This window comes from Frigoribacterium faeni (assembly GCF_011761235.1).
In the GTDB taxonomy this organism is placed as follows: domain Bacteria; phylum Actinomycetota; class Actinomycetes; order Actinomycetales; family Microbacteriaceae; genus Frigoribacterium; species Frigoribacterium faeni_A.
On sequence record NZ_JAAOYW010000001.1, the window covers coordinates 678,879 to 692,125 of the forward strand.

Below are 13,247 nucleotides of genomic sequence, written 5' to 3' on the forward strand. Positions count from 1 at the left end.
CGTCACCCGCCTTGTCGCCGGCCGGGTGCTGCTCCCCCGGTCAGCCGAGGCCGGGGTCGGCCGGGTGGTGGTGGGCGCCCTTGACGTGCCGGGGCGCGTCGTGCTCCCGCTCGCGGGCGTCGTCGTCGTGCGCGTCGTCGTCGCCCTCCGAGTCGTCGAGGCCGTCCGCCCGCTCGAGCTCGACGGCGAGGGCGTCGGCCGAGCCGACCGGCAGCGTCGAGGGGTCGACGTCGGCCAGCGATCCCCCGTCGGCGACCAGCTCTTCGCCGGCCCGCGCCACGGCGTCGTCGAGCTCGTCGACGACGAGCATGTCGCGCCGCAGGTCGCCGTTCCGGTAGCCCGCCCGACCGATCATGTGCGCCGAGATCGGGGCGGTCAGCATCTGGAACACGAGGACGACCAGCAGCGAGGCGATCGTGCCGAGCGTGTGCTGGTCGAGGGCGATCGCCGACAGCATGAGCACGAGCCCGAAGATCTGGGGCTTCGTCGCCGCGTGCATGCGGCTCAGCGCGTCCGGGAACCGCAGGAGGCCCACGCCCGCCGCGGCCGACAGGGCCGCCCCGGCGACGAGCAGCACCGCGCTCGAGATCGTGTAGAAGGCGTCGCTCACGAGGGATCCTGCCTCGACACGTAGCGCGCGACGGTGATCGAGCCGAACACGGCCGTCAGCGCCAGCACGATGATGACCGGGAGCGTGCGGGTGTGGTGCCCGAGCACCATGTCGGCCGCGAGCACGCAGATCAGCGTGGTGAGGAGCATGTCGCTCGCGATCATGCGGTCGAGGATCGACGGCCCGCGCACGATGCGGAGCACCGAGGCGAGCGCGGCGAAGGCGAACAGCGCGCCCACGACCCAGGAGACGATCGTCACGAGGCGACCCCCTTGTCCTTCTCGTTCACGGGCACCTCGCCGGAGTGCCGGTCGGTGGGGGCGTCCTCGGTGGCCGGCGTGCCGTCGGCGATCCGGCGGAGGTCGTCGGCGCTGCCCAGGGCGCGCGCGATGCGCTCCTCGAAGCCGAGCACGCTGCGGCGGACCTCCTCGACGCCGTCGGCGTCCTCGACGGCCAGGGCGTGCATGTAGAGGATCGACCGCTCGCGGTCGGCCTCGACGACGAGCGACCCGGGCACGAGCGACACGGCCTCGGCGACCAGCGTCATGATGAAGTCCGAGCGCGTGTGCAGCTGCACGGCGACGATCGCGTTGCTCTGCACGCCGCGGGGCCGCACGGCCTTCCAGGCGACCTCGACCGACGCGACGACCAGGTCGAACACGAAGCGCCCCAGGAACACGAGGGCCCAGCCCGGGTTGAACCGGCCGCTCAGCTCGACCGGCGGCAGGAAGAACACGCGGGTCACGAGCAGCGCGACGAGCACGCCCGTCACGACCGAGAGGACGGTGACCTGGTTCCAGAGGAACATCCAGAGCACGACGAGGCCGACGAGGAGGGGCAGCTGGCGCAGCAGGCTGCGGCCGACCTCGTGGGCGGAGGGACGGGGCGTCACGGCGCGCTCCCCTCGTTCTCGGCGGTGTCGCCCTCGCCCGTCGGGAAGACGAGCTGGACGTAGGCGTTCGAGCCGTAGACCTTGCCGGCGGCCCGCTCGGCCACGCCGTAGAGCGGGCCCGCGAACACGGTGAGGGCGAGCGAGACGGCGACCATGCCCACGGTGGCGCCGATCATGGTGCGCGGGTTCGCGCGCCGGGCCTGGACCGCGGTGCGGCCGGGCGCCTCCTCGAGGCGTTCCGTGAGGGGCGACTCGTGGTCCTCGACGTCGCTGCCGGGCCGCCAGAAAGCGAGGTTCCACGCGCGCATCAGCGCGTACAGGGTGAGCAACGACGTCACCGCACCGGCTCCGATGAGCACGTAGACGAGCGGGTCGTCGAGGCGGGCCCCGGCGTCGAACAGGGCGACCTTGCCGATGAAGCCCGAGAACGGCGGGATGCCGCCGAGGTTCAGGGCGGGGATGAAGAACAGCACCGCGACCACCGGCGCGGCCTTGAGCAGGCCCCCGAGCCGCAGCACCGACGCCGTGCCGCCCCGTCGCTCGATGAGCCCGGCGGCGAGGAACAGCGTCGTCTGCACCGTGATGTGGTGCACGACGTAGTAGATGGTCGCCGCCAGCCCCGCGACGGTGCCCAGGGCGATGCCGAAGATCATGTAGCCGATGTGGCTCACGAGGGTGAACGAGAGGAGGCGCTTGATGTCCGCCTGCGCCACCGCGCCCAGGATGCCGATCACCATCGTCAGCAGCGAGATGATCAACAGGTAGACGTTGACGTTGCTCTCGACGAACAGCACCGTCTCGGTGCGGATGATGGCGTACACGCCGACCTTCGTCAGCAGGCCCGCGAAGACCGCAGTGACCGGCGCCGGGGCCGTCGGGTACGAGTCGGGCAGCCAGAACGACAGCGGGAACACGGCGGCCTTGATGCCGAACGCCGTGAGCAGCATCACGTGGATGATCGTCTGGACGTCGGCCGGGATCGTGTCCATCTTCTGCGCGATGTCGGCGATGTTGACCGTGCCGAGGGCGCCGTAGATCATCGCGATCGACGCGAGGAACAGCACGCTCGAGAGCAGGCTGACCACGATGTACGTGACCCCGGCGCGGATGCGCTGCTCGGTGCCGCCGAGCGTGATCAAGACGTAGCTCGCGATGAGCAGCATCTCGAAGCCCACGTAGAGGTTGAACAGGTCGCCCGCTGCGAACGCGTCGAAGACGCCCGCCGCCAAGATCAGGTAGGTGGGGTTGTAGATCGAGACGGGGGCGTCGCCGTCGCCGTCGGCCGAGCCCTGGCCGACGGAGAAGACGAAGACCGCCAGCAGCACCACCGACGAGATGGTGAGCATGAGCGCCGCGAGGCGGTCGACCACGAGGAGGATGCCGAAGGGCGCCTCCCAGCCGCCGATCTGGACGGCGATCGCGCCGTCGCGGTCGACCACGACGAGCAGCACGGCGCTGATCGCGACGACGACCGCGAGGGCGGCGATCGTGAGGACGGCCTGGAGCCGCGGACGGCGCGTGGCGACGAGGGCGGCGCCGGCGCCGATCAGCGGCACGAGGACGACGAGGGGAACGAGGACGTCGAAGTTCACGATCGGCCTCCTCTCGGGTCGTCTCGGTAGGTGCCGCGGTCACGGTCTCGTCGGGGGTGGGCAGGGTCGTGGTCGGGCGCGTGCTCGGGGTCGGCCACCGGGATGGTCTCGCTCGGGGCGTGGTCCCACGAGTCGTCGTCGTCGTCGAAGGTGGACTTCGGGACGGCGGCCTCGGCGGACGCGCCGAACTCGGTGTCGCCGTCGCTCTCGTCGTCGCCGTCGCCCTGGGTCTCGTCCTCGGCCGGCACCCCCCGGATGCCGATCTCGAGGTCTTCGAGGTCGTCGGCGACGTCGTCCTCCTGCGCCAGGCGCCAGGAGCGGTAGATGAGCGCGAGCAGGAACGCCGAGACGCCGAAGGTGATGACGATCGCGGTGAGGACGAGGGCCTGCGGCAGCGGATCGGCGAAGGACGGCTCGGGCACCTGCCCGTCGGCGATCGGCGCCTCGCCGCTGCGGCCGGACATGACGAGGATGAGGATGTTCGTCGCGTTCCCCACGAGCAGGAACCCGAGCAGCACCCTCGTCATGCTGCGCTCGAGCATGAGGTAGATGCCGCACGCGTAGAGCGCCGCCATCACGACGATCAACACCAGCGAGGCGCTCATGCGGGACCCTCCGCCTTGGTGGTTGCCGTGACCGAGGCGTCGCCGCGGTCGTCCTCTTCTTCTTGCCGGTCGACCTCGGCGCCGAGGCTCCGCAGCACGTCGAGCACGAGCCCGACGACCACGAGGTAGACCCCGATGTCGAAGAAGGTCGACGTGACGAACTCGACGTGCCCGAGCAGGGGCAGCTCGCCCTCGACCCAGGTCGAGGTGAGCGCGTCGGCGCCGAAGAAGAGAGGGGTGACGGCCGTGGCCACGACGATCAGCAGACCGGCGCCGAGCACCTTGCCCGCGTCGAGCGGGGCCGCGGCGCCGAGCTCGAAGCGGCCGCCCGCGAGGTAGCGCGCCACGAAGGCCATGCCCGCGACGAGGCCGCCCGCGAAGCCGCCGCCGGGCAGGTTGTGGCCGGCGAAGAGCAGGTAGATCGAGACGACCACGATCGCGTGGAACAGCAGGCGGACGACGACCTCGAGCAGGATCGAACGGTTCTGCGGCGCCAGCTTGCGCCCGGCGAGCAGCCACGCACGGCGGTCGCCCTCGGCCTCGGCGCCGACGGCCGGGCCGGACACGGCGTCGGCACGGTCGGGCTGGGCGCCGCCCCCGTCGGAGCCGGGCACGAGGGGCGCGGGCTCCAGGGCCGGGCGGACGCGGGCCAGGAAGCGCTGGGCCCGGGTGCGGCGCGCGGGACGGGGCAGCATGTCGGTGCGCGAGGTGAGGAACACGAGGCTCGCGACACCGGTGGCGGCGGCGATCAGCACGCTGATCTCGCCCATGGTGTCCCAGCCGCGGATGTCGACCAGCGTCACGTTGACGACGTTCTTGCCGTGCCCGCCGACGACGGCGAGCTCGGGGAACGCCGTCGAGATGGTGGAGCCGGAGCGGGCCCCGAGCGCGACGACGGCGATGGTGGCCATGACGCACGCGACGGAGACCGCGATGACGGCCCGCAGGGCGCGGTGCGAGCGCCCGTTGCGGTCGCCGAGGCGCGCTGGCAGGCGACGAAGCACGAGCACGAACGCGATGAGGGTGATGGTCTCGATCAGCGCCTGCGTGAGCGCCAGGTCGGGGGCGCCGTGCAGCGCGAACAGCGCCGCCATGCCGTAGCCGGTCACGCCGACCAGCACGACCGCCTGGAACCGTTTGTTCGACCGCGCCGCGGCGACGGCGCCGACGATCATGAGGCCGCCGACGGCGAGCTGCGCCGGGTAGTCCCAGATGACGGCGGCGTCGGGCCAGCTGCGGTTGGACGACAGGGTGACGACGCTCGACACCACGAAGACGACCAGGATGGTGCCGAGGTAGAACGGCAGGGAGCCGCGCTGCGTCGTCGCGGTGGTGCGCGAGGCCGTCTTGTCGATGCCCGTCATGATGCGCACGTAGCCGTCGGAGGCGCGGGGCAGGAACGAGGCCGCCTTCTGCACGGCCGAGACCCGGTCGCGCTGCCAGAACATCACGGCGCCCAGCAGGAGCGACAGCGCCGTCAGGCCGAGCGCGGGCTCGAAGCCGTGCCAGAGGGCCAGGTGGTACGGGCCGTGCTCGCCCTCGACGTGGGGCAGGGTGTCGGCGTACCGCGCGAGGACGCCGTCGAGCGGCGACGCCGCGAAGCCGAGGCCGAGGCTCAGCACGGCGAGCACGGCCGGCGCGGCGAGGAAGTCGATGTGCTCGCGGACGAAGTCGACCGGGGCCACGTCGCGCTTGCGGGCGAACGCCCCCCAGAGGAACCGCAGGCTGTAGGCGGTCGTGAGCACCGACCCGACGACGACGCCCGCCAGGGCGACGACGCCCCAGGCGCTGCCGTGCTCGGCGTCGGCGAGCAGGGCCGAGAGCACTGCCTCTTTCGCGACGAAGCCGAACGTCGGCGGCACCCCCGCCATCGAGGCGAGCGCGACGACGGTGATGACGACCAGCACGGGCGCCTGCCGCCCCAGGCCGCTGAGCTTGCGCAGGTCACGCGTGCCGGTGCGGTGGTCGACGACGCCGACGACGAGGAACAGGGTGGCCTTGAACAGGGCGTGCGCGACGAGCAGGGCGAGGGCGGCGAGCCCGGCGTCGCGGGTGCCGTAGCCGGCGACGATCGTCAGGAAGCCCAGCTGGCTGACGGTGCCGTAGGCGAGCACGAGCTTGAGGTCGTGCTGGCGCAGCGCCCGGTAGCCGCCGAGCAGCATGGTGACGACGCCGACGGTGACGACGACCTCTTGCCAGCCGGGCGAGTCGTGGTAGCCGGGCGCGAAGCGCGCGACGAGGTAGATGCCCGCCTTGACCATCGCGGCGGCGTGCAGGTACGCGCTGACCGGGGTGGGGGCGGCCATGGCCGCGGGCAGCCAGAAGTGGAACGGCACGAGCGCCGACTTCGAGAGGGCGCCCACGAGGACGAGGATCACCGCGACGGTCACCGCCGTGCCCTGCGGCGGCGACGCGACCAGCGCCTCGATCGAGGAGGTGCCCCCCTGCACGCTGAGGACGACGAGCCCGACCAGCATGGCCAGCCCGCCCGCCGTGGTGACGATCAGTGCCTGCAGGGCGGCGCCGCGGCTCGCCTGCTTGTTCGTGTAGTGGCCGATCAGCAGGTACGAGAAGACGCTGGTCGCCTCCCAGAAGACGAAGAGCACGAAGACGTCGTCGCTGGTGACGAGGCCGTACATGGCGCCGGCGAACGCGACGAGCACGGCGGCGAAGCGGGCGAGGCTCTTCTCGCCGGCCGCGAAGTACCGCGAGCAGTAGACGAGCACGAGGCCGCCCACGCCGGTGACGACGAGCGCGAGCACCCACGACAGCACGTCGAGGCGCAGGGTCAGGGTGATGCCGAGCTGCGGGATCCACGGCACCGACTCGACGAGCTGGCCCTGCGACAGCACCTGGGGGCCTTGGAGGGCGGTCATGACCATCGCCGCGAACGGCACCGCCGACGCCCAGAGGAACAGCGACGGCCCGAGGCGACGGCCGAGTGCGGCGACGACGATCGAGGCGACCGCGAAGGCCGCGAGAGCAGCGATCATCATGGTGCACCTCCGTCGGCTGGCGAGTTCGTCGGTCGTTCAGGCTGATCGGCGACGAGGAGTCGGGCGGAGAGGCCAGTTTACCTTGCGGTCACCTGAGAGGCCCGTGCGCCGGCCGGGCCGGTCGGGGGACGCATTCCCGCTCAGGCATGGCCGAGGTGCTCGCGCAGGTCGGCGAGGTCGCCGAGCAGCCGCCCGATCGCCGCCGGGTCGGCGACCCGGTGGTGCGCCGCGGTCTCTCCCGGCCCGACGCGGACGCCCACGTCGCCCTCGCCGAGCGAGCGCAGCGCGTCCTCATCGGTGACGTCGTCGCCCGCGAAGAGCACCGCCGTGGCGCCCACGGCCTCGCGCAGCCGTGCCACGCCGTCGTCCTTGCCGGTCGGGCGGACGGCGTACTCGCGCACGTTCTTGCCCTCGCGGGCGTGCACCCCCGGCTCGTCCGAGAGGCGGCGACGGACCGCCTCGCGCACCTCGGTCGTGGTCGCCTCGTCGGCGAGCCGCGTGTGCAGGGCGAGCCCGGCCGGCTTCTCCTCGACGAAGACGCCGTCGCGGCCGTCGGCCGCCGTGTGCAGGGCCTCGGAGATGACCGCCCGTCGGGCTAGCTCGTCGTCGGTGAGCGAGGTGACCTCGCCGCCGATGCGCACCTCGATGCCGTGCGAGCCCACGAGCAGCACCTCGTCGGGCATCTCGCTGATGCGGTCCAGCGACGCGAGGTCGCGCCCGGACACCAGGGCGACCGAGGTGCCCTCCATCGCCAGGAGGCGGCGGATCGCCTCCTTCGACTCCGGCAGCGGTCGGGCCGCCATCGGCTGGTCGACCTCGGGCGCCAGGGTGCCGTCGAAGTCGAGGGCGACGAGGAGGCGCGGGGTCGTGGCGAGACGGCCGAGCGCGTCCGAGAGGGCGCGGGCGTCGGCGTCGTCGCCGGGGGCGGTCGTCTGCGGGTCGGTCGTGGTCACGATGCGTCCTCCTCCTCGTCGGGGGCCTGGATCTGCTGGCCGGGTCGTACGTTCTCGAGCGCCTGCAGGAACGACGCCGACCAGCTGGCCACGTCGTTCTCGAGCACCCGCCGGCGGAGGGCGCGCATCCGGGTGGTGCGGTCCCGGCGGGGCATCTCGATGGCCCGCATGATCGTGTTCTTGAGCCCGCCGATGTCGTGCGGGTTGATGAGCAGCGCCGTCTTGAGCTCGTCGGCCGCGCCGGCGAACTCGCTGAGCACGAGCACGCCGTCGTTGTCGCGCCGCACGGCGACGTACTCTTTCGCGACGAGGTTCATCCCGTCGCGCAGCGCGGTCACGAGCATGATGTCGGCGGCGAGGTAGAGGGCCACCATCTCTTCTCGCGGGTAGCCGTGGTGGTGGTAGCTGATCGCCGTGTGGCTCATCGTCGCGTAGTCGCCGTTGATGCGCCCGACGGTCAGCTCGATCTCGTCGCGGAGGGTCTTGTAGGTCTCGACCCGCTCGCGGCTGGGGCTCGCCACCTGCACGAGCGTGGCGTCCTCCACGCTGAGGCGGCCGTCGGCCAGCAGCTCGCCGAAGGCCTTCATGCGGTGGCGGATGCCCTTGGTGTAGTCGAGGCGGTCGACGCCGAGCATGACCGTCTTCGGGTTGCCGAGGCCGGCCCGGATCTCGGCCGCCCGAGCCTGGATGTCGGGCCTGGCCGCCAGCTCTTCGTAGCTGGCCGCGTCGATGGAGATCGGGAAGTGCTTGGCGAGGACACGGCGCACCTTCGCCCCGCGGCGCGAGACGTGCGACGCCCCGGTCGGCGCGTCGTCGTCGAGGGGGACCTCGACCCAGGGCCGCGTCGTCGAGTAGCCGAGCAGGTGGCGGACCGCCCGCGAGAAGTTCGAGGCGTCGTCGCCGCGCTGGAACCCGATGACGTCGGCGCCGAGCAGCCCCTCGAGGATCTGCCGGCGCCAGGGCAGCTGCGAGAAGATGCCGAGCGGCGGGAACGGGATGTGGTTGAAGAAGCCGATCGTGACGTCGGGGCGGGCCTCGCGGAGCATCTTCGGCACGAGCTGCAGCTGGTAGTCCTGCACCCAGATGGTGCCGCCCGGCTCGGTGATCTCGGCCGCGCGGTCGGCGAAGCGCTGGTTGACCTGCACGTAGGCCTCCCACCACAGGCGGTGGTAGGTGGGCGCCGCGATGACGTCGTGGTAGAGCGGCCAGAGCGTGTCGTTGCTGAAGCCCTCGTAGTACCGCTGCACCTCCTCCGCGCTGAGCGGCACGGGCACGATGTGGATGCCCTCGTCGACGAAGGGCTCGAACTCGAGGTCGGGCTGCCCGGCCCAGCCGACCCACGCGCCGTCGTTGGCCTTCATGACCGGCTCGAGGGCGGTCACGAGGCCGCCGGGCGAGTGCTGCCACGAGGCCGAGCCGTCGTCGGCGACGACGCGGTCGACGGGCAGGCGGTTGGAGACGACGACGAATCCGTAGCGGTCAGCGGTGTCAGGCATGGCGGGTGATCAGCTCCGTTCGCCCCCGCGGAGACGGGGGACGCCCAGATTATCAGCGCGCCCGTCACGGCCCCGGCGGGAGCTGTCCCCCGGCCCGGGCCGGCCCGCGCCGCCCCGGGGGCACGGCCGCGACCTCAGGCCAGGTGCAGCACCCGGGCCGCCGCGTCGGCGAGCGCCGTGCCGTAGGCGCGCCCGTGCCCGGCGGCGTGCACGGCGAGGGGGTGCAGCTGGTGCAGGGGGACGCGGTCCTGCCAGCCGTCGCGCAGGGGCGAGCGCTGCTGGTAGCCGGCCAGCACCTCTTCGAGGAACGGGCAGCCGAACAGCTGCAGCATGGCGAGGTCGGTCTCGGGGTGTCCGCCGTGCGCCGCCGGGTCGATGAGCACGACGCCCTCGGGGCCGAAGAGCACGTTGCCGCTCCAGAGGTCGCCGTGCAGGCGGGCGGGCGGCCGGTCGTCGTCGAGCGCGCCGCCGGCGACGAGCTCGCAGGCCCGCTCGACGACCGCGAGCTCGGCGCCGGTCAGCGACCCGGCCTCGACGGCGAGGCGCGCGAAGGGCAGCACCCGCTGGGCGGCGTAGAAGGCGCCCCAGCGGGGCTCGGGGGTGCACGCCTGGCGTCGACGGCCGATGAAGACGGGGCCGTGCCAGCCCGTGGGAGGCGCCCCGAACGCGTCCGCGCCGGTCGCGTGGGTCTCAGCGAGCGCCTCGCCGAACCGCCGCGCGGCACCGGGCGTGGGGCGTGTGCCGGGCACGGCCTCGAGGACGATGCGCCGCGGGCCGACTGACTCCACGCGCACGACGCGGGCACCGCCGCGAGGCGTCGCCTCGGCCAGCCAGGCGAGGCCGGCGGCCTCGGCCTCGAAGAACCCGTCGGGGGCGTCGGCGCGCTGCTTCACGTGCGGGGTCACGTGGATAGCATGCCCCCATGAGCCAGGCCCCGACCGCCACCCGCACCCCGACGCAGACCCGGGCCTACCGCGAGGGACGGCTGGTGGCGCAGGGGTTCCCGCTCGCCGACGTCAGCGACCACCTCGCGTCCGACGGGTGCACCGTGTGGGTCGACCTCACCGACCCGACCGACGCGGACCTCGCCGAGCTCGAGGACGAGCTGGGGCTGCACGAGCTCGCCGTCGAGGACGCCCTGCAGGACGGCCAGCGGCCGAAGGTCGACCGCTACGAGAACCACCTCTTCACGGCCCTCTACGACGTGTCGTTCGACGCCGCCTCGGGCGAGCTGACCACGAGCGAGGTCAAGGCGTTCCTCACGGCCAGGGCCCTCGTCACGGTCCACCACCCGGAGTTCGACGCCTCGCGTCTCGAGCGGGCCTTCGACCAGAGCCCCGACCTCGCGGCGCACGGGGCCTCGTTCCTGCTCTGGGCCGTGCTCGACGTCGTCGTCGACCGGCACTTCGCCGCCGTCGACGCCCTCGACGACGAGATCGAGGGCATCGCCGACGACCTCTTCGACCCGACGCCGCGGACCCTGGACGTGCAGAAGCGCTCCTTCGCGCTGCGGAAGAGCCTCGTGCGGCTGCGCCGGGTCGCCTCCCCCATGCGCGAGGTGCTCACGACGCTGCTGCGCCGCGACCTGCACGACCTCGACCCCGTGATGCAGCCGTACTTCCAGGACGTGCACGACCACGTGATCCGCGTGGCCGAGCAGAACGACTCGCTGCGCGACCTGGTGTCGACCGTCCTCGACACGAACCTCAACCTGCAGTCGAACCGGATGAACTCGATCATGAAGAAGGTGACGAGCTGGGCGGCCATCATCGCCGTGCCGACCGCCATCACCGGCTTCTACGGCCAGAACGTCCCCTACCCCGGCAACGGCACGGTCGGCGGGTTCGTCACGTCGTGCGTGCTCATCGTCGCGGTGGGCGGCGTGCTCTGGTGGCAGTTCCGCAAGCGGGACTGGCTGTAGGAGGCGCGGTGCGCGGCGGCCCGACGGCGTTCGCCGGCCGTTCGCGCGACGTTCACGCCCGACCGGCTCCCCCGGCGCCGGCCCGGTCGTAGCCTGGCCGCGTGATCACGGTCGGAACGAGCACGTCCTGCGTCTTCCCCCTCCCCGTCGACGAGGCCTTCCGCCTCGCGCGGACGACCGGCTACGACGGCGTCGAGGTGATGGTGACCGCCGACCGGGCGAGCCGCGACGCCCGGCTGCTCCGCGCCTCCTCGGCTCGCTGGGGGCTGCCGGTGGTGTCGGTGCACGCGCCGGTGCTGCCGCTGGCCCACTTCGCCCTGGGCCGCGACCAGGGCGAGAAGCTGCGTCGCTCAGCGGAGCTCGCGGCCGACCTCGGCGCGCCGACCGTCGTCGTGCACCCGCCGTTCCGCTGGCAGGTGCGGCACGCCGCCCGGTTCCTCGACCTGGTGCGCGAGGTGTCCGTCCGCACGGGCGTCGAGGTCGCCGTCGAGAACATGTTCCCCTGGCGCGTCGGCCCGCTCGTCGCGGACGTCTACTCCCCCGGCCACGACCCCGTCGACCTCGACGTGGACGCCGCCGTGCTCGACTTCTCGCACGCCGCCGTCGCCGGGCGGGACGCCCTCGAACTGGCCCTCGCGCTCGGCCCGCGGCTGCGGCACGTGCACCTCTGCGACGGCGTCGTGTCGCCGAGGCCCGGCGGCCTGGTCGACCAGCACCTCGAGCCGGGCACGGGCGACCAGCCCGTGCGCGAGGTGCTCGCCCACCTGGCGGGCTCGGGCTGGTCGGGCTCCGTCGTCGCCGAGGTGCGCGCTCCCGGGCGAGGGACGGACGAGGAGGCGCTGGCCGGCCTGCTGCGCCGCACCCTGTCCCACGCCCGTGCGGCCCTCGCCCCGGAGGGCGCGACCCCGTCCGGCGAGGGTGCGACGGCCCGCCTCCGGGCGCCCGGCCGCTAGGCCGCGACGAGCACCGTCGCGACGACGGCCAGGGGCACGGCGACGACGGCCACGCCGAGGCCGCCGAGCACGACCCGGCCCCAGCGCACCTCGACGCCCATCGACGTCAGCCGGCCGTGCCAGAGCAGCGTGGCGAGCGACGCCCAGGGCGCGACGAGGCAGCCGACGTTGACGCCGACCAGCACGGCGACCAGCCGCAGCGGCGACCCGGCGACCGGCTCGAGGGCGAGGTAGGCCGGCAGGTTGTTCGCGACGTTGGCGGCGGCGGCGCTGCCGGCGGCGAGGCGCAGCAGGTCGGGCAGCCCGTCGCCCGAGCCGACGAGCACGGCGAGCGCGTCGGCCAGGCCCAGCGAGTGGGCCGCCTCGACCACGACGAACAGGCCGCTCGCGAACACGATCGTGCCCCACGGCACGAGACCGAGCCGCAGCGTCGACGGTCGGCGCACCGCGGTGGCGACGACGAGCACGAGGGCTGCGACGGCGGCGGGGATCCACACCTCGACGCCGCTGACGAGCGCCGGCACGAGCAGGGCGACGGCCGCCGCCGCCACGACGAAGAGCACCCGGTCGCCGGCCTCCTCGCGCGCCGGCGCCTCGAACCGACCGCTCAGCTCGCGGCGGTAGCGGAGCCCGACGGCGGCGACGGGCACGACGGCCGCGACGACGGCGGCCGGCGCGACGAGGGCGGCGAAGGAGGCGGGCGACGGCGACCCGAGGGCGTCCAGCGCCAGCAGGTTGGTGAGGTTCGAGACCGGCAGCAGCATCGAGCCGCAGTTGGCGAGCCACACCGTGGTCAGCGCGAAGGGCATGGGCGGCAGCCCGACCCGGCGGGCGACGAGCACGACCACCGGCGTGAGGAGCACGGCCGTCGTGTCGAGCGAGAGGAACACGGTGCAGCCGAGCGCGAGCACCACCACGAAGGCCCAGAGCACGACGACGCGCCCCCGGGCCGCCCGCGCCGCGAACCCTGCCAGCCACGAGAACAGGCCGGCCTCGGCCGCGAGCTCGGACACGACGGTCAGCGCGACGACGAAGCCGAGCACGGGCGCGACGCGCTCGACGAGGGCTCCGAGCTCGTCGAGGGTGAGCACCCCGGCCAGCAGGGCGACCGCCCCGACGACGAGCAACGCTGCTCCGAGCACGGCAGTGCGCACCAGGTCTCCTCCGGCCGACGAGCCCGGACCGGGCGAGCCGGGCAGCTCACCCTACGACCGCTCGGCCTGCACGGT

12 protein-coding genes are annotated in these 13,247 nt (G+C 73.2%); 2 read left to right on the top strand and 10 right to left on the bottom strand.

All coding sequences use genetic code 11. From position 1 onward, the window contains the following. Positions 1-40 precede the first annotated feature (40 nt). The 9 genes from mnhG to FHR78_RS03165 form a co-directional block, all read right to left on the bottom strand. A complete protein-coding gene (gene mnhG / locus FHR78_RS03125) occupies positions 41-610 on the bottom strand; it encodes a monovalent cation/H(+) antiporter subunit G (protein ID WP_166759030.1) in 570 nt (189 codons plus the stop codon). Further along, on the bottom strand, positions 607-870 hold the full coding sequence (locus tag FHR78_RS14970) for a monovalent cation/H+ antiporter complex subunit F (protein ID WP_166759031.1): 264 nt from the start codon (positions 868-870) through the stop codon (positions 607-609). Before FHR78_RS14970 ends, mnhG begins: the two co-directional genes overlap by 4 nt. After that, positions 867-1,502, bottom strand: a complete 636-nt coding sequence (locus tag FHR78_RS03135) for a Na+/H+ antiporter subunit E (RefSeq protein ID WP_166759032.1) — start codon at positions 1,500-1,502, stop codon at positions 867-869. The genes FHR78_RS14970 and FHR78_RS03135 overlap by 4 nt, the downstream gene beginning before the upstream one ends. Further along, positions 1,499-3,097, bottom strand: a complete 1,599-nt coding sequence (locus tag FHR78_RS03140; protein WP_432207140.1) for a Na+/H+ antiporter subunit D — start codon at positions 3,095-3,097, stop codon at positions 1,499-1,501. The genes FHR78_RS03135 and FHR78_RS03140 overlap by 4 nt, the downstream gene beginning before the upstream one ends. After that, the gene (locus FHR78_RS03145; protein WP_166759034.1) at positions 3,091-3,699 is read right to left on the bottom strand and encodes a Na(+)/H(+) antiporter subunit C; all 609 of its coding nucleotides are present in this window, start codon (positions 3,697-3,699) and stop codon (positions 3,091-3,093) included. Before FHR78_RS03145 ends, FHR78_RS03140 begins: the two co-directional genes overlap by 7 nt. Further along, a complete protein-coding gene (locus FHR78_RS03150; protein ID WP_166759680.1) occupies positions 3,696-6,692 on the bottom strand; it encodes a Na+/H+ antiporter subunit A in 2,997 nt (998 codons plus the stop codon). Before FHR78_RS03150 ends, FHR78_RS03145 begins: the two co-directional genes overlap by 4 nt. A gap of 143 nt (positions 6,693-6,835) precedes the next feature. Beyond that, positions 6,836-7,648, bottom strand: a complete 813-nt coding sequence (gene otsB / locus FHR78_RS03155) for a trehalose-phosphatase (protein ID WP_166759035.1) — start codon at positions 7,646-7,648, stop codon at positions 6,836-6,838. Continuing rightward, complete coding sequence (locus tag FHR78_RS03160) at positions 7,645-9,144, bottom strand: alpha,alpha-trehalose-phosphate synthase (UDP-forming) (RefSeq protein ID WP_166759036.1); 1,500 nt, start codon at positions 9,142-9,144, stop codon at positions 7,645-7,647. Before FHR78_RS03160 ends, otsB begins: the two co-directional genes overlap by 4 nt. A 134-nt stretch (positions 9,145-9,278) precedes the next feature. Then, positions 9,279-10,049, bottom strand: a complete 771-nt coding sequence (locus FHR78_RS03165) for a fructosamine kinase family protein (protein WP_166759037.1) — start codon at positions 10,047-10,049, stop codon at positions 9,279-9,281. Positions 10,050-10,066: 17 nt separating this feature from the next. Between FHR78_RS03165 and FHR78_RS03170 the strand changes: the two genes are divergently transcribed. Beyond that, entirely contained in the window at positions 10,067-11,065 is a 999-nt protein-coding gene (locus tag FHR78_RS03170) for a magnesium transporter CorA family protein (RefSeq protein WP_166759038.1), read from the top strand. 101 nt (positions 11,066-11,166) lie between these two features. Continuing rightward, entirely contained in the window at positions 11,167-12,018 is an 852-nt protein-coding gene (locus tag FHR78_RS03175; protein ID WP_166759039.1) for a TIM barrel protein, read from the top strand. On the opposite strand, the gene FHR78_RS03180 is transcribed toward FHR78_RS03175, so the two are convergent. Continuing rightward, on the bottom strand, positions 12,015-13,172 hold the full coding sequence (locus FHR78_RS03180) for an SLC13 family permease (RefSeq protein ID WP_166759040.1): 1,158 nt from the start codon (positions 13,170-13,172) through the stop codon (positions 12,015-12,017). The two genes, FHR78_RS03175 and FHR78_RS03180, sit on opposite strands and share 4 nt — an antisense overlap. Positions 13,173-13,247: the final 75 nt, after the last annotated feature.

Excerpts from the sequence above, each read along its gene's own strand:
- FHR78_RS03160 (WP_166759036.1), bottom strand. The coding sequence starts at position 9,144 with ATGCCTGACACCGCTGACCGCTACGGATTCGTCGTCGTCTCCAACCGC.
- FHR78_RS03145 (WP_166759034.1), bottom strand. The coding sequence starts at position 3,699 with ATGAGCGCCTCGCTGGTGTTGATCGTCGTGATGGCGGCGCTCTACGCG.
- FHR78_RS03170 (WP_166759038.1), top strand. The coding sequence starts at position 10,067 with ATGAGCCAGGCCCCGACCGCCACCCGCACCCCGACGCAGACCCGGGCC.
- FHR78_RS03150 (WP_166759680.1), bottom strand. The coding sequence starts at position 6,692 with ATGATCGCTGCTCTCGCGGCCTTCGCGGTCGCCTCGATCGTCGTCGCC.